We start from the raw sequence: 25,171 nt of genomic DNA, 5'->3' as shown, positions 1-25,171 counted from the left end.
CTACACCTTGGGTTGGAGTGCGGCTGAAGGGCGAACCAACGCGAAACCCAGGGCGATGAACGCTCTCCCGAGATACGCGGCGGCCCGAAAGGGATTGTGGGAGGGGACGCCGCCGGCGCGCGGGCGCATGGCGACCGGAACCTGCACGACCACACAGCCGGCCCGGGCCGCGATCACCAGGGCTTCGATTGTGTCGCCGAGGTACTCAGCGGGATAGTGGCTGGCGAACAGCCGTACCGCGCGCGGACCGCTGGCCTTGAAACCCGAGGTCGTGTCGGTGAGCTTCGTGCGCGCGACACGGCTCAGGATCGCGGCCAGGAAACGCATGGCCCAACGCCGGGGCCCGCGTGCGTCGTAGTCGCCCTCCCCGGCGAATCTCGCTCCGATCACGAGATCGGCCGAGTACAGTCGATCCAGGAGAGCCAGCACATTCGCGGGATCGTGCTGGCCGTCGGAATCGATCTGGACCACGTTGTCCAGGCCGTGGGCGAGCGCATATTTGAAGCCCAGGCGCATGGCCCCGCCGACACCCAGATTGACCGGTAGCTCGGCGACCGTGGCACCGGCCGCCCGCGCGACCTCGGTGGTGTTGTCGGTGGAACCGTCATTGACGACCAGGCAGCGCACGCCGGGCAGGGCGGCGAGCACCTCCCGCACGACATCGCCGACGGCTTCTTCCTCGTTGAACGCGGGCATCACAATCAGCGTTTGGTCCAGGCGAGACGACATGGGACCGAGTTTACTCACCGGGGGTCACCGCCCTCGGAGCAGCGGAACGGATCCCGGAACGGAGATAGGGCCTGCCGAATGCGTGATTCACAAGGATCCGGAGACCATGAACGTCTCCGGCCTTGACGGACGCCGGCACGCGCGTCAGCGCGTTCAGGCGGGAAGACACGTGGCGCACCGCGACTCGGGCTGCGTGATTCCAGCCGAGCGCCGTCATCTGCTCGGCACATTCCAGGAAGTATCGGCGCTCCTCGACGAACCGGGAGCCGTCATGAGCGGTCCAGGAGGACACGCTTCCGGAGTGCCGTCGGTAGCGGAAGCTGGGCGTGTCGTCCAACACCAGCCGACCGCCGCTCACGATGATGTCGATCTCGAGTGCGAGGTCGAGTGCCACGTCTAGGTCTTCCCGGAAACCGTGCCTCTTCAGCAGGCTCGTGCGCCAGGCGATGGACGGGAAATAGGTCCATGTGCCACGCATCAGGCTCGCGGCCAGGACTTCCCCTGACAGTTCCACCGGACCGTCGGCGTGTGGGCGGCAGAGGCGCTTGACTTGGTCGGCCAGCGGGAAAGAATCGGCGCCGTCGGCGTCCATCACGCGCACGCCCGGCTGCACGAAGTCCGCGTGGGGGAAGGTGGCCAGCAACTGACGAAGGCGGGTCACATAGTTGGGCAGCAACAGGTCGTCGCAGCCGACGATGGTGGTGAAGTCGGCGGTGGCCAGGGCGGCGCACTTCCTGAAGTTGCCGCTCACACCCAGGTTGGTCTCGTTGCGGAGATAGCTGATGCGTGGGTCGGCCAGCCCTTCGAGCCACCGTCCCGGTTCGTCGTCCGGGTACTGGTCGTCGATGACGACGAGGCGCCAGAGGGGATCGGTTTGGCCGAGGATGCTCTTCACCGCCAGGCGGAAGAGCGCCGGGTCGCCATAGAAAGGCATCATCAGGTCGATCGAGGGCGGAGCCGTCGGGAGCGGTGGTGGCATTCTGACTAGACTCTCTAACGGATTCGATGGAAGCGACGCGATCATCGGCAGAGCATGAGTGCGTGCCTGTCGACAATCCTTACGACAGTCTACGTTTCCCCCGGGAGACGTCCGCGAATCGGGCGGCCGCTCCGGTGCACAGGCGCGTGGCAACTGCCACGAACACCATTCCGGCCCTGCGGGAGGGAGGAACCCCATGACGGATGAGTCGGCTACCCGATCACGCGTTCCGTCGTCGCCCTCCGTGATGTGGGTGCTGGTCGCCACCCTCGTCTCCGGTGTCTCCGGTTATCTGGTGATGTGGCTGGTTGCCCGGGCGCTCGGCGCCGCGGACTACTCGGTTTTCGGTGTGTTCTGGTCGGCACTGTTCCTGATCGTGGGCGTGCTGTTCGGGATCCAGCAGGAGACGACCCGTGCCACGGCGAGCGCGCTGATGCGACCCGAGGGTGCGGTGCGCCGGAGCTCCCTGTGGATGTTCGCCGGTGGCGTGGCCCTCGTCGTGGGCGTCGTCGTTGTGCTCACCGGGCTGTGGTGGGCGCCGCGCACACTGGGAACGGGCAATGCCGCTCTCGTCGTGCAGGTCGCCCTGGGCTCGGCGGCCAACGCCGTCGTGGCCACCCTCAGCGGAGTGCTGGCCGGGGCCAGACTCTGGCGTCACCTGGCCGCGATCATCGCCCTCGATGGTGTCGTGCGACTTCTCGCCGTTGTCGTCGCGCTCGGTTTGGGTGGAGATCCGGCTGCGCTCGCCTGGGCCGTGATCATCCCTTTCCCCGTCGCGCTGGGGCTGGTCTTCCTCGTCTCGCCGCGACCGCTGATCCGGTTCTCGGCGTCACCGCTGACGTACCGACGCCTCATTTCGAACTCCGCCCAGACGATGCTCGCTGCCTCGGCGACGGCGCTGATCATCAACGGCTTCCCCCTGGTGCTGGCCTTCTTCGCCGCCCCGGACGAGAAAGCGGAACTGGGCGCGCTGATCCTGGCCATCACGATCACCCGGGCACCGGTGCTGGTGCCGCTGATGGCGTTGCAGAGCTATCTGGTCACCCGCTTCACCGGGTCCCCTGCCAGCCCCTGGCCCCTAATCGGCAGAGCGTGCGGCCTGATCGTGCTCACCATGGCGGTTCTCGCCGTGGCGACGTTCCTCTGGGGCACAGCGGCCTTCGCCACGATCATCGGGTCGGATTTTGCACTCCCGACCGCGGCGCTCGTGCCCCTCGTCGTGTCGTCGGGCTTCATCGGGGCGCTCTGCGTGACCGGGCCGGCCCTGCTCGCCGGGGGGAGACACCGCAGCTACGCAGCAGGGTGGGTACTCGCATCCGTCGTCTCGATCGGGATGTTGTTCGTGCCGGTCGGACTCGACGCGAAGGCGGCGCTCGCGCTCTCGGTCGGGCCCGTCGTCGGTTTGGCGTTCCACCTGGGAGCCCTGTGGCGATTCTCGCTCGAGGTTCGCCCGCCGGAGGACGCCGGCGGGAGAACCTCCGCTTCCCCGACCACTGCTTCTCCGAACACTGATTCCCCGAAGACGATCCACCAGTGACCGGAACCGAATTGAGCCTCACCGTGTCCGTCGCGCTGTGCACCCACAACGGCGCGCCCTATCTGCGGGAGCAATTGCTCAGCATCCTGAACCAGTCCCGGCAGCCCCACGAAGTAGTCCTGTCCGATGACGCCTCCACCGATGACACCCTCGAGGTGGCCGATCGAGCGTTCGCCGAATGGCGCTCCGTCCGGCCGGATTCGACCGCCACCCTGCGGGTCATCCGCAATCAGGTTCCCCTCGGGGTGGCGGCGAATTTCGAGCAGGCCCTGGCCGCCTGCTCCGGCGAGTTGTGTGCTCTGAGCGACCAGGACGACGTCTGGTACCCCCGCCGGCTCGAGGTCATGGCGGCAGAATTCGCCGGGCGCCCCGAACTGCAACTGCTCCACTCTGACGCACGCCTGGTCGACGGCCGGGGGATGCCGCTGGGCAGCACGCTCCTGCAGACCCTCGGCGTGACGGCCGACGAGAAGAGGGACGTGCATCAGGGGCGCGCATTCGACGTGCTCTTACGCCGCAACATCGTCACCGGCGCCACCGTGATGCTGCGCCGCGGGCTGGTGCAGCGGGCACGACCGTTCCCGGCAGCGTGGGTGCACGACGAATGGCTGGCGATCGTCGCCGCGGCGACGGGGACCATGGATTTCCTGGACGACGCCTTGGTCGACTACCGGCAACACGGCGGCAATCAGATCGGCGTAACCAGTCTGGATGCCGCCGGCCGACTGTCCAGGCTGCGGACGCCGCGCACGCTACGCAACTCGCGTCTGCTGGCCAGGGCCGAGGCGCTGGATGAACGCGCACGGGGCCTGATGCCGGTTCCGCCCGACTCGTACCTTCGACTGATCACGGCGAAGGCCGCGCACGAGCGCGCCCGCAGCGCCCTGCCGAGCGCCGGGCTCCGCCGTGTGCTCCCGGTTCTCCGTCAGTGGCGCACCGGTGGATACGCGCGGTTCGGTCTGGGGCCCCAAGACGTTCTGCGGGATCTGGTTCAGCCGCTCTAGCGTCTGTGATCCTTTACTCTGAGAAGGCAAGTCCGCGCCGTGGCAGGGGTCGGGCTTAGACGTGGGGGAGTCCCGCACAGGGATTTGAAAGGTTCGTGGTGAACAACACTCGAATGCGTGCCGTCGGTTGGGGCTCCAGATACCGTGCAGGGCGGGACGGTTATCGTCGCGCAATCGACCCAGGTCCCTACGGCCTGCCGCGACTACGAATCCTGCTCGCATTCCCCGCACTGCTGCTGATCCTCGGCATCGTGCTCGTCACGCTCGGAATCAACGGTTCGTCATCCGGCGTGTTCTTCAGCCAGGTGTCGTACGGCGCCGACCCGGACCTGATCGCCGGCCACCCGCAGGTCACGCGCTCCGACGAATGGAACGTGCAGACGGTGTGGGCTATCGCGCAGGTCGAACAGGGTCTTCCGCTAACCAACGAGACCTTCCCGGGCGGCATGGACGCGACCCTGCCGCAGGACCTCCCCCGGGTGGACTGGTCCGTCGCCTTCAGGCCTCACCTCTGGGGCTTCATGCTGATGGACGTCGACCACGCCATAGCCTTCAAGTGGTGGCTGCCCGGGCTTGCTCTCGCAGCCGCAGCGTACGCATTCCTGCTCACCGTCATCCCGCGCCGACCCGGGGTGTCGGCGATGCTTGCGGTCGGATTCTTCTTCAGCCCGTTGTTCCAATGGTGGTACCTCTCGACCACACTCTGGCCGGCCGTTTGGGCGCTTGTCACCATGACGGCTCTGGTCTGGGCATTCCGGAGCCCATCGCGACGGTCCCGCTGGACCTTCTCCGCCCTCGTGGCCTACCTGACCGTCGTGATGGCGATGGGAATCTACGTTCCGTTCATCGTGCCGGCCGCCGTCGTGGTCTTGTTCTTCGGGATTGCCCTGATGATCGAACAACTGCGCCGGGGCGCGAGGTGGCGGGCGATGCTGGCATGCGTTGTCCCGGTCCTCGTCGGCGGCGTGGCGGCATCCGTCGTGGCGGTGGTGTGGCTGGCCACCAAACTGTCAACGGTTCAGGCTTTTCTGGGCACCGCGTATCCGGGGAACCGGTCAACCCCCACGGGTGGGAACGGGCCGATGAGTTTCGCCTCCGCCGTTGGATCCTCGTTCACCCAGGCCTTGAATGAGCAGCGGGCTGGTTTTCTCGGTGGCAATTCGTCCGAGGCCGCGACGTTCTTCTATCTGGGCATCTTCCTGATTCCTGTCGTCGTCTGGATCATCGCCAGGGAGGCGAGGATGCACAAAACCCTTCCGTGGGCGATGATCGGCCTCGCCACTTCCGTGGCGGTGCTGCTGGCGTATCTCTACCTGCCCGGCTGGGATGCGATCGCTCGGTTGCTGCTGCTCGACAAGACCACGCCGAATCGGGTCCGACTCGGGATGGGGCTGGCCTCCATCGCCCTGGTCGCCTACGTCATCGCCTACCTCGACCAGAACCGGGCGCGGGCCGGCAAGTGGCTCGCCGGAGCCGCTGCGGCCGCCTTCCTGCTCTCCCAGCTTGCCATCGGCGCCCTGGCCTGGCGACGGCTGCCGGGCATGCTGGAGCCGGTGCAGCTGTGGTGGCTCTGGGCGCTGCTATCGGCCGCGGCTATCTACTTCGTCGCTCGGCGCCGGCCACAACTCGCCGCGACCGCGTTTCTGATCGTGACCGTTGCCGGCTCCGGCCTGACCAATCCGATCTACCGCGGCGTTTTCGACCTGCGGGAAACTGACGTGTCCCAGGCTGTCGTCGCCCTGGACGAGGCGGCTCCGAAAACCTGGGTTGGCGTCGGCGGCGGGCTGACCACGGCCATGCTGCTCGAGTCCGGGGTGCGGGCCTACAACGGTTTTCAGGGCGCGCCCTCTGCCGGAATGTGGGGCGTCATCGATCCAGCCGGTGTGTACACGCTGCAATGGAACCGGCTGGCGGGCGTGAGCTGGGTGGCCGGGCCGGGCGAACCGGTCGTTGCCAATCCCGCCGCCGATCAGATCAGCGTGAGCTTCGATGCCTGTTCCACCTTCGCCCAGGCTGAGGTCGGCTACGTGCTCGCCGACGACAAACGCCTCGATCTGGACTGCCTGTCCCCGGTTCGCACCTTTGACCTGCCGAAGTCCAGCCTCTCGATCTACCGGGTGGTTGCGCCCTAGCCTCTGGGCGTCGCGGCGACGGTGAGCCCGAGGGCGTGACGCAGTAAAATCCGGATGCCGTCGCTGCGGCGGGCCCGGATGGCGTCCGGGATTCGGGTCAGTGCGTTCACCCGGGACGACAGGTGCAGGCGTGCGGCTCGCGCCGCACGGGGCCAGCCGTGGCCGTTGAACTCGACCGCGAGGCCGCGGAAGAAGCCCTGTTCCTCGGCGAAGCGGCTTCCGTCGACCGCCCGCCAGGACGAGACGCTGAACGCGTGGCGACGGTACTCGAAGATGACCTGGTCGTCGAGCAGCAGGCTCCCGCCACGCACGGCGAGGTCGAGGGCCAGCCCGAGATCCTGCACAATGCTGAAATCCGGCCGGAAGCCGACCGCCGTGACCGCGAAGCGGTTCCAGGCGATCGCCGGGAAGTTCATCCAGTTCCCTCGGGTGATGCTCACCGCGAGCGGCTCCCCGGCGAGTTCGAGTGAACCGTGGAACCGGGGCCGGTACAGGGACTTGACCCGGTCGACGAGAGGTGTGCTGACCCGCCCGTGCTCATCGATGACGCGTGTGCCCGGGTGGATGAAGGCCACCGTCGGATGCTCCTGGATCAGCTGGGTGATCCGGCCGACATAGTCGGGGAGCATTACGTCGTCGCAGCCGAAGATTGTCAGCCACTCGTTCTCGGCCAGGTCGATCGATGCCTGGAAGTTCGCGTTGATGCCCAGATTGATCGGATTACGGCGGTAGATGATTCTGGGGTCTGCCAGCCCCCGCAGCCACCGGCCGGCCGTTTCGTCGGGGTCGTGGTCGTCGATCACCACGAGCCGCCAGTCCGGGTCGACCTGCGCGAGCACGCTGCGCACCGCAGCCTGAAAATGGTCGACACGACCGTAGAACGGCATCATGATGTCGAGTGTCACCGGGATCTCCTTCGTGGCCGACGAGGGTCGGAGTGGGCGGATCACCGTGATGGCCGGATAGCATTCACGAGTGAAACCATCTTCGCTCATGTCCCAGGCGGCTCTCTCCACAGTAGGCGTCCTGGCTCAGGGCCTGTCCCGTTTCGCGTACACGGTGCTCATCGGTCGGTTTATGGGGCCGAGCGAGCTTGCAGAGGTGTCAGCGTGGATCGCGCTGTCGCTCATCCTCTCCCTGCTCTGGCCGACCGGGGCGGGCAACGCGGCCTCCCATTTTCTTTCCCATGCCCGGGCGCTCGGATACTCCCCGGTGCACGCCCTGCGCCTGATTCAGCGCTCTTTTTGGATTTCCTGCCTGGTCATTCTTGCCATCGGCATCCCGGTCAGCATCTTCGCGCTGGGGGCGGACCCGGCGGATGCGGCCGCGATCGCCGCCCTGATCGTCGCATATTCCGGCTACATTCTCGCGCGCGGCATCGAGGTCGGTCTGGGACGAATCACCTCGGCAGCCGTGTGGGATGTCATCTCCTCCGCACTGACCATGGTTCTGCTGATCGTGGTTCTGGCGGCGCAACTGCCGTGGGCCCTGCTCTGGCCGCTCGCCATCGGGTACGCCCTGTTCGGCTTGCATTCCCTGCGCGGCGCGCACCGAGGGCACGAAAGCCTGAAGCAGGAAATCGTCACCGCACCGGCCAGCATTTGGAAGCTCATCTCCTGGAACTCGCTCGGGCTCCTGGCCTCGAACGGCTTGATCCAGTTCGCGATGGTCTACGTGTTCATCGTCGAGTCCCCGGCCCAGGCCGGGCTGTTCGCGGCGGCGATGGCGCTCGCCACACCGGCGTCGATGCTGAGCCAGGCGGTGACCCAGGTTCTGATTCCGCGGTTCTCAGAGTGGGCGGCCGTCGACCCGGCGGCAGCACTGAAGAACTATCTGGGCGTCTTCGGGGTGATGTTCGTCGGTCTGGGGATCGTGTTCGGGGCCGTCGCGCTGGCCAGCCCCCTCATCGTGAGCATCGTCTTCGGAGCCGGCTACCGGGCTGCGGGGCCGATCATGGCGCTCCTCCTGATCGGCGTGTTCGCGTTTTCGATCGGCCTCGTTGCCACCGCCTTCCTACTCACGACGGGTCGAACCATGGTGGCGACGTTCGCCTCCATCGCCGGGCTGGTGACAGGACTGGTCGTCATGCTCGTCGGCACTCCCGCCTGGAGCGGGTCGGGCGCCGCCGCGGCCGGCGTGATCGCAGGATATTCGGTGACCACCTGCTGCGTGGTTATCGCCTCGTTCCGACGGTCCCGGTCTCGGTCGCCGCAGTCGGTGGCGGTCACGCTCCGTTAGGCTGCAATCGCTTCACCCGTTTCACACCATCTCCACAGTTCTCCCTCGCAAAAGGACATCATGACCGACTCCACCGCTGTCGAATCCGCTGTCGAATCCGCTGTCGAATCCGCTGTCGAATCCGCAGTCGTCGCGATCGAACTCTCGATCGTCATGCCTTGCCTCAATGAGGCGGAGACCCTTGCCATCTGCATCGACAAGGCCCAGGCCTACCTCTCCGACGCGGGGATTGTGGGCGAGGTCGTCATCGCCGACAACGGCAGCACCGACGGATCCCAGCAGATCGCCCTCGACCACGGCGCCCGGGTTGTACCCGTCGCGGCGAAGGGATACGGCAACGCCCTGATGGGGGGGATCGTCGGCGCGCGGGGCACCTATGTCATCATGGGCGACGCGGATGACAGCTATGACTTCAGCACCCTGGACCCCTTTGTGGCAAGGCTCCGGGCCGGCGATGAACTCGTGATGGGAAACCGGTTCCGCGGCGGGATCGAACCCGGGGCCATGCCGCCCCTGCACAAATACCTCGGCAACCCGGTTCTGTCGACGATCGGGCGGATGCTGTTCCGCTCCGAGATCCGCGACTTCCACTGCGGCCTGCGCGGCTTCAACCGCGAATCGATCCTCAGCCTCGGCCTGATCACCACCGGCATGGAATTCGCCAGCGAAATCGTCGTGAAATCCACCCTCGACGGGTTACGCGTCAGCGAAGTACCGACCACCCTGTCCAGAGATGGCCGGAGCCGTCCGCCGCATTTGCGGAGCTGGCACGACGGATGGCGTCACCTGCGATTCCTGCTGTTGTTCAACCCCCGCTGGCTGTTCCTGATCCCGGGGTCGGTGGCGTTCGCAGTCGGTCTGCTCGCTACCGTCGCCTTGGTGTTCGGGCCACTGGAGATCGGCCGGGTCGGACTGGACGTCTCCAGCCAGGTGTATCTGGCCGCACTGACGGTCGTCGGGTACCAGGCGGTGTTGTTCGCCCTGCTGACCAAGCTCTACGCCCGGCACGAGGGGTTCCATCTCCCGCGGAGCCAGGCGTTCGAGCGGTTCGCCGAGCGAGCGAGCCTGGAAAGCGGAGCGGTCGTCGGGCTCACTCTCTTCATGGCCGGCCTGGGTGTCGCGATCGTTCAGCTGGCCACGTGGGGCGCATCGGGCTTCGGCCCTCAGGACCCGGTTGACACGATGCGCCTGGCGGTGCCGGCGGCACTGTTCATGATGCTGGGCTTCCAGACGGCGATGTCGGGAATGTTCCTCGGCATCCTCTCGGTCGACATCCGCCGGGCCTAGATTTCGTTGTCGGCGCGGGCTCGGCCCTTGCTCAGTTCTCCGGGTGCCGGTGCGGGGTGGGCTGCAACAGGCTGCGCCAGCTCTTGCCCTGCGCGGCCTTCACGGCGCAGATCAGCAGCAGCAGCCAGCCGAAGTCGACCAGAACGGTGCTTTCGGCCGCCGAGGTGACCAGCAGGGTCACCAGCACCAGCGGCGACCAGACGTAGACCATCGAGCGTTTGTCCGAGGCGAGCAGCCACGACCGCCAGAAGGCGAGCATCACGAGCGCGAGGAACGACAGGAGGCCGACCAGTCCGACCTGGAAGTAGACGTCGAGGAACGCGTTCAGCGCGGAGGCCTGCGGGCGCTCGGTGACGAAGCTGAGCCAGCCGTAGGGCGTGACGTCGACGGGCCAGCGACCGGCCCAGCCCCAACCCTCGAGCGGGTTCAGCAAGGCCAGACGCCAGATTTCGCCCCAGAGTGTGGTGCGGGCCTCGAACTCGCTGCCCGCGTTCAGCTGGTCGGTGATGCGCGCGCGGGCCGCAACCGCGATGATGCCGGCCACGACGGTGCCGCCGAGCAGCCCGATCTGCAGCAGCCACCGGTTCGCGGCGGGCGTGGCGCGCAGCCAGATCAGCGCCAGCGCGGCGAGGCCCACGAACAGGGCCACCACGAGGATGACGGGGGAGCGGGTGAGTAGCAGGCCGAACACGGCCAGGGCGATGGAGCCGATGCCGAGCCCGCGCCGCACCGACCGGGACCGCAGCTCGACCGCGAAAGTGACCGCCGCGATCAGTGAGACGAGCCCGAACACGTTGCGAGAGCCGAAGAGGCCCTGCACGGGCCCGAAAGAGTCGATGTTGCCCTGGATGCCGAGGAAGACGAAGGGCGTGTCGAGCAGCAGGCCGGAGAGCACTTCCAGAGCCAGGGACACTCCGAGCAGCACCCGCAGCACGTCGCCAGTGGCGCGCACGACCTGGATGGTGTCGCGGGCCAGGGCGATGTAGATGGCCAAAAAGGTGAAGGCGAGCTGGTAGAGCGAGGCGCTGAGGGTGTGCAGCGGGTAGCTGGACCACAGCACCGACAGGGCACACCAGCCCACGAAGACCATGATCGAGATCGGTAGGAGCCCGTGCCAGTCGACGCCGGCCCAGCGGGCGGTGAGCGAGAACGCGGCCAGCACGACGAGGCCCACGAGAATGCCGACGACGCCGGGCGGGCCGATCACGGCGCGCAGGGCAGTGGTCGAAAAGGCGAAGCCGATGATGACCAGCGCCAGCGAGGAGGCGAACTTGGGGGAGGCGAACAGCCGTGTGAACTGGTCCGGCACGGCGGGGGGATACGCGCGGTAGGTCATGACGTTCCCACGCTACCGCCTAAGGCATCCGTTGATTGGTTGCCTGCTGTCGCTTCGTGATCACGGCGAGCACGACCAGCAGCAGCCAGCCGGACTCGATCAGGATGCGGCTTTCGGCCAGGCTCTGGGCGATCAGGGCTACCAGGAGCAGCAGCGGGAGCAGGGCGGAGGCCGCGTAGGGTTCCGTGTCGGCGAGGGCGCGCCTGGGCCGGTCGACCGCGAGGAACCAGCAGCGCCACAGCGTGGAGAAAACGGCGGCGGCGAAGATGATCAGCCCGAGGACGCCCAGCTGAAGCCAGACGTCGAGCCAAGCGTTGTGCGCCTGAAGGTAGACGACGCCGCGGCGCACGGCGAGACCCTCGAAGGGTTCGACCCAGGGGGCCCAGTAGCTCACCCAGCCCCAGCCGAACACCGGGCGCTCGGCTGCCAGCCCGGCCACGCTGCGCCAGATGTCGAGGCGGCCGGTGAGGTCGGCGGATTTGCCGAGCAGGGCGAGGAGCTGCGGCGTGAGGGCCACCAGGCCGACACCGCCGACGACCACGGATGCCGCGGCCACCAGGTACACCGGCCGGCGCCCCTCGGGGGGCCGGCGGCGGGCCCAGAGGGCGAAAAGCAGCGCTGCGGCGACGGCGGCAGCAGCAAGCGTCACGGTCGCGGACCGGGTCAGCAGCAGCACGAACGCCCCGAGGCCCAGCCACGCCAGACCCCAGTTGCGGCTCACGGTGCCGGCGGCGAGCTGAACGGCGAAGACGATCACGGCCATCAGTGCCACGAACCCGAGCAAATTGCGGTTGGCGACGATGCCCTCGATTGGCCCGCCCTGCAGCAGGATACCGCGGGTCCAGTAGTACGACTCCGGCACGTTGCGGGTGCCGTAGTCGACCCAGAAGGGGAGCACGGCCTGCCGCACGAACAGGGCGACGATGAGCTCGAAGGCGAGGGACAGGGCGAGGATCCAGCGCAGTGCGGCGGCGAGCGTGCGCAGCAGCTCGGCCCAACTCAGGCACAGGGCGAGGAACAGTGCGGCCAGCGTGGTTGCCCACTGCAGGGTGACTCCGATCAGGGAGGCGCCGAGGTAGAACGACCAGGCCAGCGACAGGGTGGCCAGACCGAGGAAGGCGATGAGCGATTTCGGGAACCGCGACCACATCCAGTCCGGGTTCAATTTGACGAGGGCGACGACGCTGCTCACGACGATGACCAGCGCGATCGCGCCGTAGCCCCACCAGCCGAACAGGCTGCGCCAGAACTGGCCGGCCAGGACGGAGAAAAAGACGAGCGTCGCGAAGGTGCGAACGACGAATCGGCTCTGGACGGCGGGCATGTGTCTAAGGCTAGAGCGTGCCGGGGCGGTCACCGATCATTTTCTATACCCCCTAGGGTATACTTACCCCGGAGGTTCGAATGAAAACGATCATTGTTGGTGGAGTTGCGGGCGGAATGTCGGCGGCGACGCGGTTGCGTCGGCTGGACGAGACGGCAGACATCATTGTATTTGAACGCGGCCACTATGTCTCGTTCGCAAACTGCGGACTTCCCTATTACGTGGGCGGCGTGATCACGGACCGCAGCAATCTTTTACTCCAGACCCCGGCATCCCTCGGGGCCCGCTTCCGCCTCGACGTGCGCGTCGACCACGAGGTCACGGCGATCGACCGGGAGGCGAAGACGGTCTCCGTGCGCCAAACGCAGACCGGCGCCGAGATCACCGAGACGTACGACCGCCTCATCCTGGCTGCCGGAGCGACGGCCCGAACCGGGATCACCCCGGCCGGCCTCGCCACTCGCACCCTGCGCACGGTCGACGACGTCGACCACATCACCGCTCTGCTGGCCGGCGTCACGGGTCAGGCCTCCGCCGTCGTCATCGGCGCCGGGTTCATCGGCTTGGAGGCCGTCGAAAACCTCGTTCGCCGCGGCGTGCACGTGACCCTGGTCGAGTTCGGCTCCCAGGTCTTCGGGCCCTTCGACGCCGAGATGGCCGCGCCGATCTTCGACGAGCTGCTCTTGCGGGGCGTTGACGTACGCCTGAACACGACCGTCGTCGCCGCCGCCGACGCGGGAGTCAAGCTCAGCGACGGATCCGTCGTTCCGGCAGACCTCGTCATCGACTCCGTCGGCGTGCTCCCCGACACCTCGCTCGCCGCCCGGGCGGGCATCACGATCGGCGCGAGCGGCGGTATCGCCGTCGATGGCAGTCAGCAGACCAACGACCCGTCGATCTACGCGGTCGGCGACGGCGTCGAGAAGATCGACGCCGTCGACAACAGCGGCATCCTGATCACCATGGCCGGCCTCGCAAACCGGCACGGCCGGGCGGCCGCCGACAGCATCGCCGGCGAGCCCGCGTCGGCCTCCCCGGTGCTCGGAACCGCCATCCTCGGCATCTTCGGCCTGACGGCGGCCATGGTCGGCTGGAGCGAGAAGCGTCTCGTGCAGCGCGGCCGCGCGCACCGGGTCGTGCACACCCACCCGGCGTCGCACGCCACCTACTACCCCGGCGCCGAGGGCATGTCGATGAAGCTCCTGGTCGACCCGGCGACGGATGCCATCCTCGGCGCCCAGATCGTCGGCGGCAGCGGCGTCGACAAGCGCATCGACATCCTGGCGACGGCGATGACCGGCGGACTGACGGCATCCGCTCTCACCCGCCTCGAGCTGGCTTACGCGCCGCAGTACGCGTCGGCGAAGGACCCGATCAACCAGCTCGGCTATGTCGCCGACAACCTTGCCGCGGGAACGACGCGTGCGCTGCAGTGGCACGAGCTGGTCGCCGCCCGGGCCGCGGGCGCGGTGCTCGTGGATGTGCGCTCGGCGGCGGAGTTCGCCGCCGGGAACATTCCCGGCGCGATCAACGTTCCGGTGGACGAACTGCGGGACCGCCTGGCCGAGCTGCCCGACGCACCTGTGATCGTGCACTGCCAGGTGGGCCAGCGCGGACACACGGCCGCACGCATTTTGAGCCAGAACGGGCTGGACGTGCAGAACCTCGACGGCGGCTACCGCACCTGGATCGCCGGCGAAACCGCTCTCGGCCTGATGCCCGTCATCGCCGCCAAGTCTGAAAGGATTCCGGCATGACCGAAATCACCGCTACCGCTGCCGACGTCGCTGCTGCCGACGTCGCTGGGGAACAGAACCAGAAGAAGATCCTCAACCGGTTGCGCCGGGCCCAGGGCCAGCTCGCGGCGGTCATCACCGCCGTCGAGGCCGGCGGCAGCTGCAAGGATGTCGTCACTCAGCTCGCCGCCGTGTCCAGCGCCCTCGACAAGGCCGGTTTCGTCATCGTCTCCACGGCGATGCGCGAGTGCCTCGACAACCCGCAGGGGGAGAACTCCCTCACGGTCGAGGAGCTGGAGAAGCTCTTCCTGACGCTGGCGTAGCCTCCCGACGCGAGTCGGGCCCGCTCGGCGTTGAACCAATTCGACGGAGATTCTCCCGTAAAAGCGCTTTTTCGGGGTTCTGGGGACTGGTTTGGCCAAAATCTCCGTCGAATTCGTTCGGGGCTCGCGGCTCGCGGCTCGGGGCTCGCGGTTCGGGACTCGGGGCTCGCGGCTAGGGCGGGCGCGGCCCCTGACTCGCCTAGACGAAGGCCGCCTGGCCGGTGATACTGCGCCCCACGATCAGGGTGTTCATCTCCCGGGTGCCCTCATAGGAGTAGACGGCCTCGGCGTCGGAGAAGAAGCGCGCCACGTCGTACGAGAGCACGATGCCGTTGCCGCCGAATAGTTCGCGGCACCAGGCGACCGTTTCGCGCATCCGGGCAGTCGTGAAGAGCTTGGCCAGGGCGGCGTGCTCGTCGCGCTGGCTGCCCTCGTCGAGCATCTGCGAGACCCGCACGACCATGCCCAGGCTTGCGGTGATGTTGCCCAGCGACTTCACCAGCAGGTCCTGCACCAGCTGGTGGCCGCCGATCTCCTTGCCGAACTGCGTGCGCTCCTTCGCGTACGCGACGGCCGCCTCGTAGGCGCCGATCGACGTTCCCACGGCCGCCCAGGCCACCTCGGCGCGGGTCAGGCGCAGAACCTTGGCGGTGTCCTTGAACGAGTTCGCGTTCTGCAGCCGGTTCTTTTCGGGCACGACCACGTTCTCGAGCACGATGTCGGCGTTCTGCACCGAGCGCAGGCTGATCTTGCCCTCGATGCGGGTGGCGCTGTAGCCGGGGGTGTCGGTGGTCACGATGAAGCCCTTGACCATGCCGTCGGCGGTGTCTTTCGCCCAGATGATGGTGATGTCGGAGAAGGTGGCGTTGCCGATCCAGCGCTTGGCGCCGTTCAGAAGCCAAGTGTCGCCGGTGCGGGTGGCCGTCGTGCGCAGTCCCTGCGCCGCGTCCGAGCCGGAGAGCGGCTCGGTCAGCCCGAATGCCCCCACGAGCTCCCCGCTCGCCAGGCGCGGCAGCCACTCGTCGCGTTGCTCCGGCGAGCCGGTCGCCGAGATGGTTCCGCAGGCGAGGCCGTTCTGCACCCCGACGAACGTGGCGACGGACGCGTCTACGCGCGCCGTCTCCAGGGCCACGAAGCCGCGGAACACCGCGGAGTTCTGGAAGGGCCGGGTCTCAGGCCAGCCGAAGGAGTAGGCCCCGAGCGCCGCCAGCGGCCGGATGACCTCGGCCGGGAACTCGGCGCGCTCCCAGCATCCGTTCACGATGGGCCGAACGTCGGACTCGAGGTAGGCGCGCAGATTGGCGAGCGCGGTCTTCTCCTGATCGGTCAGCAGATTCTCGTAGCCGTAGAAGTCGCTGGGAAGTAGCTCGAAGGTCATCAGGTGCTCCATTGCAAAGGTGGCGACGGCCGGCGTGCGGCGGTCGGCGGATGTTCGCAGCCTACGGTCGCGGAACCGGCACGCCGCAAGCGGTTGGTAGTTTGGTCTAAACCTAAGAGTGCAGGAGAGCGCCATGTTTGTGGGCATCACCAATACGCCGCGGCACTATGCCTGGGGTTCGACCACCGCCATCGCGGGTCTGCTCGGCTACGATCCGTCGGGCACAGCTGAGGCCGAACTCTGGCTGGGCGCACACCCGGGATCGCCGAGCGTCATCACCGACCCCGAGCAGGTCGGCGGCCACCACACCCTCCTGGACTGGATCCACGCAGCCCCGGAGGAGGCCCTCGGCGCCGCGCTCGCCGCGCCCGCTGCTCCGCGGTTGCCATATCTCCTGAAGATCCTCGCCGCCGCGGGACCGCTCTCGCTGCAGGCGCACCCGACCGCGGAGCGGGCACGGATCGGCTTTGGCCTGGAGAACGCGGCTGGTATTCCGCAGGATGCGGCGGACCGCAACTACCGCGACCCGTTCCATAAGCCCGAGGTGATTTTCGCCCTGAGCGACACCTTCGAGGCCCTCTGCGGGTTCCGCGAGCCGGTCGAGATCCGCGGCATCCTGGGCGAGCTGCGCGCCCTCGACGTGGCCTCGGACGACCCGCAGCCCGGCGCGCTCGATGCGCTCGAGCGGCACCTGCTCGGCGACGACGCTCTGCGCGACTGCGTCGACTGGTTGTTGCGCGACGGCCGCGGCGGCGATTCCGGCGAGGTGGCCTGGCTGGTCGAGCGGGTGGTTGCCCTCGCCGTCAGCGCGGCCGACCTGGCCGAGAGCGGCGCGATCCTCGACTACCCGCTCGAACTCGCCACCGTGCGGGACCTGGCCCGTGCCTACCCGGGGGATCCCGGCATCGTGATCTCGCTGCTGACGAACCGGGTGTCGCTGCGCCGAGGCGAGGTGCTCTACCTGCCTGCCGGGAACATCCACGCCTACCTGTCCGGCCTCGGTGTGGAGCTGATGGCCGCCTCGGACAACGTGCTGCGCGGTGGGCTGAGCCCCAAGCACATCGACGTCGACGAACTGCTCGAGGTGCTCGAATTCACACCGCTGCCCGTGCCGTACCTTCCGCCCGTGCTGTCGTCTCCGGGCGTCTCGGAGTACCGACCCGACGTGGACGACTTCGTGCTCGTGCACATCGCGGCGGAAGCCGGGGATGCGGGTGCTGGTGCGGCTGCGGCTTCTCCCGGGGGTGCGGGTGCTGATGCGGGTGCTCGTGCGGCTGGGGCTTCTCGCGCGGGAGTGCCGATGCGGCAGTTCACGCTGACGGGGCCCGCGATCGCCATCTGCACGGCCGGGGGATTCCTGGTGGCCGGTGCGGGGGCATCCGTCGCCCTCAAGCGCGGCGAGTCCGTCTACATCACGCCCGACGAAGGCACGCTCACGTTCGCCGGCGTCGGCGAGGTCTTCCTGGCCACGACCCCCTAGCCCTGGCTCCCCACCAATTCGACGGAGATTTTGCGCTCGAACCCGCTATTTGCCGGTTTGTGCGCTGTTCGGAGCAAAATCTCCGTCGAATTCGTTCGCGGTCGCCCTTCCGCGCAGCAGCGCGGGGGTGCTGGGGCGGTCTGATCGGTAGCGTCCGGGCGGGAAACGGTGCCCCCCCACCCGGTGGGGGCGTCGTGTTATCCCCAAGGTGACGGATGCCGCGGCGCGGGTTCGACTCCGCTGCGAGGCTGCGGGCCATGCGCTCACCCACCAGGGACATCCTTGACCACGGACTCTTCGTCAAACGCGCCGCACTCCGCGCCCGAGGCTGGAGCGATGGGCACCTCCGCGGCGAGGTCAACCGGGGAACGGTCGTGCGGGTGCGCAAGGGCTGGTATTCGGTTCCGTCGGCGCCGCCGTCGGCCGTCGAGGCGTTCCGGATCGGAGGCCGGCTGGCCGGATTGAGCTGCCTGAAGTCCTACGGGATCTGGACCCCGACCACCGGCAGGCTCCACGTCAGCGTCCCCAGCGCCGCGCGCGGGTTGCGGCGCCCGACGGACATGCGCGCACGGCTGGATGTGCTCGACGGTGTGCGGTGTCGCGTGACGTGGAGCGACGACGCGATCGACGGACGGGGCGACTGCGTGTGGCGTACCAGCGTGCACGAGGCCCCGGTGCGCATTCTGCACAACCACGACCGGGTCACCGCAATCGTGTGTCTGGATGCCGCGTTGCACAGCGCCCAGGAAAACGGCGTCGGGATTATCCGCGACGACCTGGGCTGGATCTTCGCCCGCGCGCCGCTGCGGGTTCAGTCCTGGCGCGACGAGGTCGACGGACGCGCCGCCGCGGGTGGGGAAACGGAATTCCGACTCAAGGCCCTGGCCGCGGGCATCCCCTTCGTTCCGCAACCGTTCGTCAGCGGGGTCGGGCATCTCGATGGCCAGATCGGGCCGTCGACCTTCGTCGAGATCGATGGGAAGGACTGGCATGACGATCCGATCGCCTTCGAGGTCGACCGGGAACGCGATCTGCTGGTTGCAAGCCAGAACGGGCGCACCCTGAGGTTCAGCTACGCGCTCCTTCGCAAACAGTGGGGGTTGTGTGTGCGGGCGATGGTCACGGCGCTGGAGTACGACTACCAGCGCGAGCCGTCGGCAGCGTTTCCGCCGTTCCACGAGCGGATGCTGCGGGCGCGCCACCGTCTCGGCTAGGGCCCGGGTCGGTTCCCGGCCCCCGCATCAGGTGTCGCCCCTGCGCCGCGGCGAGCACCCGATCAGCTCGCGGTCGAGCCGCCTGGCGCACCCGCGCGCGTCGCGATCACGGCCCCATCCGTTGCCCGACCCTGCCCGCCCCCGCGTCCGCCACCCTCCGGGAACTCGCGCCGGGCAGCGGCAGGCTGCGCCGGGCGTCCGGGCGACCCGCCCCGACGACCTGCCGCGCTGATCGACCAGCTACAGCCCCGCCACCGAGGCTAGGCTTGCAGAGCGGCAGTGCTTGATTGCCGTCAGATCTTGCGAGGTTCAGATGGCGTGGCTTGTCACCGGAGGTGCCGGATACATCGGTTCCCACATCGTTCGTGCTTTCCTGAAAGAGGGCATCGAGGTGGTCGTCATCGACGACCTCTCCAGCGGGCACGCTGAATTCGTGCCTGCCGACGTGCCGTTTGTGCGCGGCACCCTCCTCGACCGCGAGCTGCTGATGCGCACCTTCGCCGAGCACACCGTGACCGGCGTCGTGCACGTCGCGGGCTACAAGTACGCCGGGGTCTCGGTGCAGCGCCCGCTGCACACCTACGAGCAGAACGTCACGGCCATGGCCACCCTGCTGGCGGTCATGCAGGAGTGCGAGGTCAAACGGATGGTGTTCTCCTCGAGCGCGGCCGTCTACGGCACCCCGCACACCGACCTGGTCACCGAGGAAACCCCGAAGAACCCCGAATCTCCCTACGGTGAGTCCAAACTGATCGGCGAATGGTTGCTGCGCGACCAGGCCGTCGCCGCCGGACTGCGCTACACGGCGCTGCGCTACTTCAACGTGGTCGGGTCCGGAGCGCTCGACCTGCGCGACACCAGCCCGCACAACCTCTTCCCCCTCGTCTTCAACGCGCTGATGGAGGGCCGCATCCCGAGCATCAACGGCGACGACTACGCCACCGCCGACGGAACGTGCGTGCGGGACTACATCCACGTGGCAGACCTGGCCCTCTCGCACGTGGCCGCGGCCCGGCACCTGGACGCCGGCGAGCCGGTGCTGCCCGTCTACAACCTCGGCAGCGGCGACGGAGTGTCGGTGGGGCAGATCATGTCCACTGTGGCGGCCGTCACCGGCATCGACTTCGCGCCCGTGATCGGTCCGCGCCGCGCGGGCGACCCCGACCGGATCGTCGCCTCCGGCGAACTCGCGGCCCGCGATCTGGACTGGGCCATGCGCCACAGCCTGGAGGAGATGGTGCAAAGCGCCTGGGAATCGCGGCAGGCGGCATCCGTCTCAGCGTTGTGACCAATCAAATCGCACCGATTTTCGCTCTTGGGCGAGTCGAAACCCTCCAACAAATATTGACGGTTTAGTATCAGCGACTTGACGGCAAGGAATTACACGGCTGTAATTAGGGCTGACGCGTAATTTTGGGCACATTTTGCAGTGGGGTGGATGACGATATGGCGCTATCAGAGTCTCGTGCCGGGATACCGGAGGACTGGTTCATTGACCCGGTTCGTCTGGGTGTTCCCGGGGTCCGTAAGGAAGTGGGCGACGGCGATCTTCTGTCGTGGCAATCGGACTCGCTCTGCGCGCAGACCGATCCGGAGGCGTTCTTCCCCGAAAAGGGAGGGTCGACCCGCGATGCCAAGAAGATCTGCTCCTCGTGCGAGGTGAAAACCCAGTGCCTGCAATACGCGCTCGCCAACGACGAGCGGTTCGGAATCTGGGGCGGCCTGTCCGAGCGGGAACGGCGCAAACTGCGCAAGCGGGCCAGCTAGGCCTCAGACGGGCCGTAAAACGACCCACGGCATGCGTATCCGGACCCGACGCCGGCTGCGGCACCGGAGGCGAAGCAGTGTTTTTCAGGCTCGCCCCTCCCATTGCTCCTCATCGGGCCCGAACCAATCTAGGCTGTTCTCCATATGCATGCCAGAGTCACCGCCATCCTCGTTGCCCGTAACGGCGCCAAGCACCTCGACCGCACTCTCGAGGCGCTGAGTCGCCAGACACGTCAACCCGACGTCGTGATCACGGTCGACTGCGGATCGACCGACACTACGGCCGCGCTTCTGGCTGCCTACGCACCGACTCACTTCATCTCAGCGGATGCCGGACTCAGCTTCGGCGAGGCCATCGTCACGGCCGAGAGGGTCATCGCGCCCGCCGAGTCCGATAGCGAAATGCTGTGGCTCCTCGCCCAGGACAGTGCGCCGGAACCCGACGCCCTGACGGCCCTGCTCGGCGAACTGGAGATTGCGCCATCCGTTGCCGTGGCCGGTCCCAAGGTCATGGACTGGGACGCCGGCGACTATATCCACGAATTCGGGCAGTCCCTGACGCCCGGCGGTGCGACCGTCACCCTGGTGGAGAGCGAACTCGACCAGGGCCAGCACGATGGAATGGGCGACGTGCTCGCTGTGAGCGCCGGCGGCATGCTGGTGCGCCACCTCGTCTGGCAGCAGCTCGGCGGCTTCGACCCGGCCCTGCCGTCCGCGGACGACTCCCTCGATTTCTGTGTGCGCGTGCGGATGGCCGGTTACCGCGTCTCCGGCGTCGCCGCGGCTCAGGTGGCCTCAGCCGGAGACGGCGTTGCCGGCACCAGCGGCTCCTCCCGCGGCCGCGCGCGCCGCAAGCGCCTCCGTGCCATGCGCGCCGCGCAGCTGCATCGCCGGCTTGTCTACTCCCCGCGCTGGATGATCCCTCTGCACTGGCTGGCCCTGGTTCCCCTCGCGGTGCTGCGCTCGTTCGGGCAGTTGCTGCAGAAGGAACCCGGGGCGATTCTGGGTGAGTACTCCGCCGCGTTCGCCGCGGCTTTCAGCGGTCTGCGGGTGAGTGCTGCCCGGCGCCGCTTCGGTGCCACCCGCACCCTGGGCTGGGCGTCGATCGCCTCGCTGCGCGTGCCCACCGTCGAGGTGCGCCGCCGCCAGGCGCTCCGCCGTGAGGCCAGCCTCACCAGCGTGAACGGCGAGGTGCCCGAAATCCGCTTCATCTCCGGTGGCGGCGCGTGGACCGTGTTGGCCGCCCTGGTGGCCGGCCTCATCGTCCTGGGCCCTCTGATCGGCGCCCGCACCCTCACCGGCGGCGGGCTGCTGCCACTGTCGGACACCCCCGCCGAACTCTGGGGGAGCATCGGCTACGGCTGGCGCGACATCGGCCTGGGCTTTGTCGGCGGCGCCGACCCATTCGCCACGGTGCTGGCGGTGCTGGGCTCGCTCACCTTCTGGGCGCCGTCCTTCTCGCTCGTCCTGCTCCACTTCCTTGCCCTGCCGCTGGCCGCCCTCGGCGCCTGGCTTGCCGCGACCCGCCTCTCCGAGCGCGCGTCCATTCGCGCCATCGCCGCCGTGCTCTGGATGCTGTCGCCCACCTTCCTCAGCGCCCTCGCTGCCGGGCGTCCGGCTGCGATCCTCGTGCACCTGCTGCTGCCGTGGCTGTTCTTCGCCGGGTTCATGGCCGCCCGCTCGTGGTCGGCGTCCGGCTCCGCGGCCCTGCTGTTCGCCGCCATCGTGGCTGCGGCGCCGTCGCTCGCGCCCGCGCTCCTGGTGGTCTGGCTGATCGCCATGCTGCTCAGTGGGCGCAGCGGTATGCGGTTCATCGGCATCCCTCTGGCGGCGCTCGCCCTCGCGGCACCTCTGATCTGGAATCAGGGACTGCGCGGCAACTGGCTGGCCCTGCTGGCGGACCCGGGCCTGCCTCTGCCCGCCCCCGACGTCTCGGTGTGGCAGCTGTTGCTCGGCTTCCCGTCCGGTGAGCTCGGCGGGTGGACCCCGCTGCTCGAGACGCTCGGGCTGCCCGGTGTCGACGCGTCCGTGCTCGTGCCGGTGCTCCTGATCCCGCTGGCCGTACTCGGCGCCCTTGCCCTCTTCCTGCCTGGGGCCCGCGGCGCGAGCTTCGCGCTGCTGACCGCCCTGCTCGGTGCGGGCACGGCCATCGCCGCCAGCCAGCTCTCCCTTTCCTCGGTCGGCGGCCAGCCGGTCGGCATCTGGGCCGGCGCCGGGCTCAGCCTGTACTGGCTCGGACTGGTCGGCGCGGTCGTCTTCGCCCTGCGCGGCCTGCGCCGCTTCGCCATCGCCCCGGCGGTCACCGTGGTCGCCCTGCTCGTGATCGTGGTGGCGCCGCTGGTCGCAGCCCTGCCCCTCGGCACCAGTGTCGTGGCCGAGGGCATCGACCGCACCCAGCCCGCGTTCGTCAGCGCCGAGGCGCAGACGGATGCCCGGGTCGGCACCCTGCAGATCGTGCCGCAACCCGACGGGGGCATCCTCGCGACCATCGTGCGCGGTCCCGGCGCCACCCTGAACACCCAGTCCACCCTCAGCAGCACCGACGTGACCCTCAGCCCGCGGGAGGAGGAGCTGGCCACTTTGGCCGGAAACCTCGCCTCGCGCAGCGGGCTCGACGCCGCGGCCGGCCTGGCCGACTTCGGCATCCGTTTCGTGCTGCTTCGACCGGCCGCCGTCGCACCGGCCGGTCCCGGAAACACGGCGCCGGTCACCCCCGCGGCAGAAGAGACCGCCGGCCGCACCACGACCGCCCTCGACGGCAACGCCGCCCTGGCGCCGGTGGGAGACACGGTCTTCGGCCGGCTCTGGCAGTACGAGGTGACGGATGCCCCGGTTCCCACCGCGGCCAACGGCGCCATCCCGGCCAACGCCGGCGGCACTCTCGGTCTGGTGTTCCTCGTCATCGCCGTGCTTGTGGTCGGGGCCACCGTGCTCCTGTCGATCCCCACCGGCGCGGGGCCGGAGGCGGTGCGTCAGGCCAGCCGGGACGCCATCCGCAACACGGCGAAGGCCCGCGCCAGGGAGAACAAACGTATCGCCAAGGCGGCGGCCCGTAGGAAGCCCGCGCCCGGCTTCCGGCCCTCCACCGAGCGCGCCGTGACGCCCGCGGCGGCGGGCGCCTTCGACACAGCCGCACCGGTCACGTCGGCTGAAGCCGTCCCTGGAACGTCACCGGACGTCGGTTCCGGTACCGGACCCGATTCCGGACCTGACACGGAAATCGGCGCCCGTTCGGAGGAGCACGACCATGCCCAGTAAACGCGGAATCGCCCTGCTCGGGGCGCGGGCGGTGGCCGGATTGGTCGGTCTCGGCGTCGTCGTCGCATCCGTCGGCGCGGCAACCCTCGTCACCTGGCCCACGGTTGAGAAGGGGCCGTCGTCCATCATCGTGTCGCCGACTCCGAGCGAGCAGCAACGAGTTTGCCCGGGGCCGCTCCTCGTGCTGGCCGAGGATTCCAGCCAGGCACAGGCAGCCAGTTCCGTCGGAAGCGCTGCAGCCGTTTTCGGCGCCCATGCGGCGTCGGGCGAGCCGGGGTGGATCGAACCGGAGGTTACAGCCATCGCGGCCCCGGACAACGCGAACCCCGAATCGTTCGGCGCACCGCAGTTGCTGCGCGTTCCGACCCCGCCCGGGTCGGGGGCGGCACCGCTGGTCACGGGCAGCCAGTCCCAGATCGCGGGCGGCGAATCGCTCGGTGGCCTGGCCGTCGCGGGCTGCGGGGAGGCGGCCGGTGATAGCTGGCTCGTCGGCGGTTCCACCGACATCGGCCGCACCAGCCTCGTGCTGCTCAGCAACCCCACCACGGTCGTGGCCACCGTCGACCTGGCCGTGTTCGGCGAGACCGGTCAGGTGGATGCCCCCGGCTCCACCGGAATCCTCGTGCAGCCGGGCACCCAGCGGGTCGTTTCCCTCGCCGGACTGGCCCCCAACCTCCGCTCACCCGTGCTGCACGTGCAATCCAAGGGCGGCCAGGTGGCGGCCACGCTGCAGCAGAGCATCGTGCGCGGGCTGGAACCCGGCGGCGTCGACCTCCTCGGTCCCTCAAACGGCCCCGCCGAAGCCCTGGCGATCGCCGGCGTGATCGTCTCCAACGCTGCCGGATCGGATGCCCCCGACGAGGTCGGCGGTCTTAGTGACGACGTCACCTCGGTGCGGGTGCTTGTTCCCGGAACGGTGGCGGCGACGGTCCAGGTCGGTGTGACCGGTGCGACCGGCCAGGCGGCCGGGGCCTCGGTCCAGGTCGACATCCAGCCGGGGGTTGCCACCGAGGTGCCCCTGACCGGGCTCGTGCCCGGTACCTACTCGCTGGAACTGACCGCCAGCGAGCCGATCGTGGCCGCGGCGCAGAGTTCCGCGGCGGGTTCCGCAGGCCGCGACTTCGCCTGGTTCGCGTCGTCCGACGCTCTCGCCGACGAGTTCCTGGTGGCCGCCGCCGACGGCCCGTCCCCGCAACTCAACCTGGTCAACATGGGCACCGTCGACGCCACCTACACGGCCACCCCCGACAATGGCACATCCAGCACAGTGGCGGTGCCGGCCGGCGGCTCGGCCACGATGCCGTTGGAGCAGTCGCAGCGCTACCTCGTGTCCGGCGGCACCTCGACCGTGGCTTCGGTGGCCTACGCGGGCGACGGGCTGCTCGCGGCATTCCCGCTGAGCCAGGCCGGGCCGCTGGCGGCCCCGATCCGGGTCTACCCCCGCTAACC

At 68.5% G+C, this 25,171-nt stretch carries 19 protein-coding genes; 13 read left to right on the top strand and 6 right to left on the bottom strand.

The genetic code is table 11. The features are described from left to right. Nucleotides 1–729, bottom strand: coding sequence for a glycosyltransferase family 2 protein (locus E3T25_RS03575; RefSeq protein ID WP_134372227.1), 729 nt, complete (start codon nucleotides 727–729; stop codon nucleotides 1–3). A gap of 10 nt (nucleotides 730–739) precedes the next feature. Beyond that, the gene (locus E3T25_RS03570) at nucleotides 740–1,708 is read right to left on the bottom strand and encodes a glycosyltransferase family 2 protein (protein ID WP_198415634.1); all 969 of its coding nucleotides are present in this window, start codon (nucleotides 1,706–1,708) and stop codon (nucleotides 740–742) included. A 196-nt stretch (nucleotides 1,709–1,904) separates the two neighbouring features. On the opposite strand from E3T25_RS03570, the gene E3T25_RS03565 reads away from it, so the two are divergent. The 3 genes from E3T25_RS03565 (at nucleotide 1,905) to E3T25_RS03555 (ending at nucleotide 6,381) form a co-directional block, all read left to right on the top strand. After that, nucleotides 1,905–3,245, top strand: a complete 1,341-nt coding sequence (locus E3T25_RS03565) for a lipopolysaccharide biosynthesis protein (RefSeq protein ID WP_174843917.1) — start codon at nucleotides 1,905–1,907, stop codon at nucleotides 3,243–3,245. After that, nucleotides 3,242–4,249 (top strand): glycosyltransferase family 2 protein, encoded by a 1,008-nt coding sequence (locus tag E3T25_RS03560; protein ID WP_241980591.1) that lies wholly within the window; start codon nucleotides 3,242–3,244, stop codon nucleotides 4,247–4,249. The genes E3T25_RS03565 and E3T25_RS03560 overlap by 4 nt, the downstream gene beginning before the upstream one ends. Before the next feature lie 98 nt (nucleotides 4,250–4,347). Further along, complete coding sequence (locus E3T25_RS03555; RefSeq protein ID WP_134372225.1) at nucleotides 4,348–6,381, top strand: DUF7657 domain-containing protein; 2,034 nt, start codon at nucleotides 4,348–4,350, stop codon at nucleotides 6,379–6,381. On the opposite strand, the gene E3T25_RS03550 is transcribed toward E3T25_RS03555, so the two are convergent. Beyond that, a complete protein-coding gene (locus E3T25_RS03550; protein WP_134372223.1) occupies nucleotides 6,378–7,286 on the bottom strand; it encodes a glycosyltransferase family 2 protein in 909 nt (302 codons plus the stop codon). The genes E3T25_RS03555 and E3T25_RS03550 overlap by 4 nt on opposite strands. Before the next feature lie 70 nt (nucleotides 7,287–7,356). Between E3T25_RS03550 and E3T25_RS03545 the strand changes: the two genes are divergently transcribed. Next, nucleotides 7,357–8,619: a lipopolysaccharide biosynthesis protein gene (locus E3T25_RS03545; protein ID WP_134372221.1), complete on the top strand. Its 1,263-nt coding sequence runs from the start codon at nucleotides 7,357–7,359 to the stop codon at nucleotides 8,617–8,619. Nucleotides 8,620–8,679: 60 nt separating this feature from the next. Then, on the top strand, nucleotides 8,680–9,906 hold the full coding sequence (locus E3T25_RS03540) for a glycosyltransferase family 2 protein (RefSeq protein WP_198415633.1): 1,227 nt from the start codon (nucleotides 8,680–8,682) through the stop codon (nucleotides 9,904–9,906). A 31-nt stretch (nucleotides 9,907–9,937) separates the two neighbouring features. On the opposite strand, the gene E3T25_RS03535 is transcribed toward E3T25_RS03540, so the two are convergent. Beyond that, complete coding sequence (locus tag E3T25_RS03535; RefSeq protein WP_134372219.1) at nucleotides 9,938–11,242, bottom strand: O-antigen ligase family protein; 1,305 nt, start codon at nucleotides 11,240–11,242, stop codon at nucleotides 9,938–9,940. Nucleotides 11,243–11,261: 19 nt separating this feature from the next. Beyond that, complete coding sequence (locus E3T25_RS03530; RefSeq protein ID WP_134372217.1) at nucleotides 11,262–12,566, bottom strand: O-antigen ligase family protein; 1,305 nt, start codon at nucleotides 12,564–12,566, stop codon at nucleotides 11,262–11,264. Nucleotides 12,567–12,646: 80 nt separating this feature from the next. On the opposite strand from E3T25_RS03530, the gene E3T25_RS03525 reads away from it, so the two are divergent. Together E3T25_RS03525 and E3T25_RS03520 are read left to right on the top strand one after the other, a co-directional pair. Then, on the top strand, nucleotides 12,647–14,323 hold the full coding sequence (locus E3T25_RS03525; protein WP_134372215.1) for an FAD-dependent oxidoreductase: 1,677 nt from the start codon (nucleotides 12,647–12,649) through the stop codon (nucleotides 14,321–14,323). Further along, complete coding sequence (locus E3T25_RS03520) at nucleotides 14,320–14,625, top strand: metal-sensitive transcriptional regulator (RefSeq protein WP_104100304.1); 306 nt, start codon at nucleotides 14,320–14,322, stop codon at nucleotides 14,623–14,625. Before E3T25_RS03525 ends, E3T25_RS03520 begins: the two co-directional genes overlap by 4 nt. 199 nt (nucleotides 14,626–14,824) lie before the next feature. On the opposite strand, the gene E3T25_RS03515 is transcribed toward E3T25_RS03520, so the two are convergent. Beyond that, on the bottom strand, nucleotides 14,825–16,003 hold the full coding sequence (locus E3T25_RS03515; RefSeq protein ID WP_134372213.1) for an acyl-CoA dehydrogenase family protein: 1,179 nt from the start codon (nucleotides 16,001–16,003) through the stop codon (nucleotides 14,825–14,827). 133 nt (nucleotides 16,004–16,136) lie between these two features. Here E3T25_RS03515 and manA point away from each other — a divergent pair, with 133 nt between their 5' ends. The 6 genes from manA to E3T25_RS03485 all read left to right on the top strand — a co-directional run bounded on the left by manA (nucleotide 16,137) and on the right by E3T25_RS03485 (nucleotide 25,169). Beyond that, nucleotides 16,137–17,483 (top strand): mannose-6-phosphate isomerase, class I, encoded by a 1,347-nt coding sequence (gene manA, locus E3T25_RS03510; protein ID WP_134372211.1) that lies wholly within the window; start codon nucleotides 16,137–16,139, stop codon nucleotides 17,481–17,483. A 257-nt stretch (nucleotides 17,484–17,740) separates the two neighbouring features. After that, nucleotides 17,741–18,697 carry a hypothetical protein gene (locus tag E3T25_RS03505; protein WP_134372209.1) on the top strand — a complete coding sequence of 319 codons (957 nt, stop codon included), beginning with the start codon at nucleotides 17,741–17,743 and terminating at the stop codon, nucleotides 18,695–18,697. Between the two features lie 313 nt (nucleotides 18,698–19,010). Continuing rightward, a complete protein-coding gene (gene galE / locus E3T25_RS03500; RefSeq protein ID WP_134372207.1) occupies nucleotides 19,011–19,985 on the top strand; it encodes a UDP-glucose 4-epimerase GalE in 975 nt (324 codons plus the stop codon). 158 nt (nucleotides 19,986–20,143) lie between these two features. Next, complete coding sequence (locus E3T25_RS03495) at nucleotides 20,144–20,464, top strand: WhiB family transcriptional regulator (protein ID WP_134372312.1); 321 nt, start codon at nucleotides 20,144–20,146, stop codon at nucleotides 20,462–20,464. A 144-nt stretch (nucleotides 20,465–20,608) separates the two neighbouring features. After that, complete coding sequence (locus E3T25_RS03490) at nucleotides 20,609–23,722, top strand: glycosyltransferase (RefSeq protein ID WP_134372205.1); 3,114 nt, start codon at nucleotides 20,609–20,611, stop codon at nucleotides 23,720–23,722. Further along, complete coding sequence (locus E3T25_RS03485) at nucleotides 23,712–25,169, top strand: DUF5719 family protein (RefSeq protein ID WP_134342640.1); 1,458 nt, start codon at nucleotides 23,712–23,714, stop codon at nucleotides 25,167–25,169. Before E3T25_RS03490 ends, E3T25_RS03485 begins: the two co-directional genes overlap by 11 nt. Nucleotides 25,170–25,171 lie beyond the last annotated feature (2 nt).

Source organism: Cryobacterium sandaracinum (assembly GCF_004403415.1).
GTDB lineage: Bacteria > Actinomycetota > Actinomycetes > Actinomycetales > Microbacteriaceae > Cryobacterium > Cryobacterium sandaracinum.
This window is presented reverse-complemented; position numbering and strand designations above follow the sequence as displayed.

Coding starts and splice junctions, on each gene's coding strand:
- E3T25_RS03525 (WP_134372215.1), top strand. CDS start 12,647: ATGAAAACGATCATTGTTGGTGGAGTTGCGGGCGGAATGTCGGCGGCG.
- E3T25_RS03530 (WP_134372217.1), bottom strand. CDS start 12,566: ATGCCCGCCGTCCAGAGCCGATTCGTCGTTCGCACCTTCGCGACGCTC.
- manA (WP_134372211.1), top strand. CDS start 16,137: ATGTTTGTGGGCATCACCAATACGCCGCGGCACTATGCCTGGGGTTCG.
- E3T25_RS03520 (WP_104100304.1), top strand. CDS start 14,320: ATGACCGAAATCACCGCTACCGCTGCCGACGTCGCTGCTGCCGACGTC.
- E3T25_RS03485 (WP_134342640.1), top strand. CDS start 23,712: ATGCCCAGTAAACGCGGAATCGCCCTGCTCGGGGCGCGGGCGGTGGCC.
- E3T25_RS03565 (WP_174843917.1), top strand. CDS start 1,905: ATGACGGATGAGTCGGCTACCCGATCACGCGTTCCGTCGTCGCCCTCC.
- E3T25_RS03505 (WP_134372209.1), top strand. CDS start 17,741: ATGCGCTCACCCACCAGGGACATCCTTGACCACGGACTCTTCGTCAAA.
- galE (WP_134372207.1), top strand. CDS start 19,011: ATGGCGTGGCTTGTCACCGGAGGTGCCGGATACATCGGTTCCCACATC.
- E3T25_RS03490 (WP_134372205.1), top strand. CDS start 20,609: ATGCATGCCAGAGTCACCGCCATCCTCGTTGCCCGTAACGGCGCCAAG.
- E3T25_RS03535 (WP_134372219.1), bottom strand. CDS start 11,242: ATGACCTACCGCGCGTATCCCCCCGCCGTGCCGGACCAGTTCACACGG.
- E3T25_RS03515 (WP_134372213.1), bottom strand. CDS start 16,003: ATGACCTTCGAGCTACTTCCCAGCGACTTCTACGGCTACGAGAATCTG.
- E3T25_RS03540 (WP_198415633.1), top strand. CDS start 8,680: ATGACCGACTCCACCGCTGTCGAATCCGCTGTCGAATCCGCTGTCGAA.
- E3T25_RS03495 (WP_134372312.1), top strand. CDS start 20,144: ATGGCGCTATCAGAGTCTCGTGCCGGGATACCGGAGGACTGGTTCATT.
- E3T25_RS03570 (WP_198415634.1), bottom strand. CDS start 1,708: ATGCCACCACCGCTCCCGACGGCTCCGCCCTCGATCGACCTGATGATG.
- E3T25_RS03575 (WP_134372227.1), bottom strand. CDS start 729: ATGTCGTCTCGCCTGGACCAAACGCTGATTGTGATGCCCGCGTTCAAC.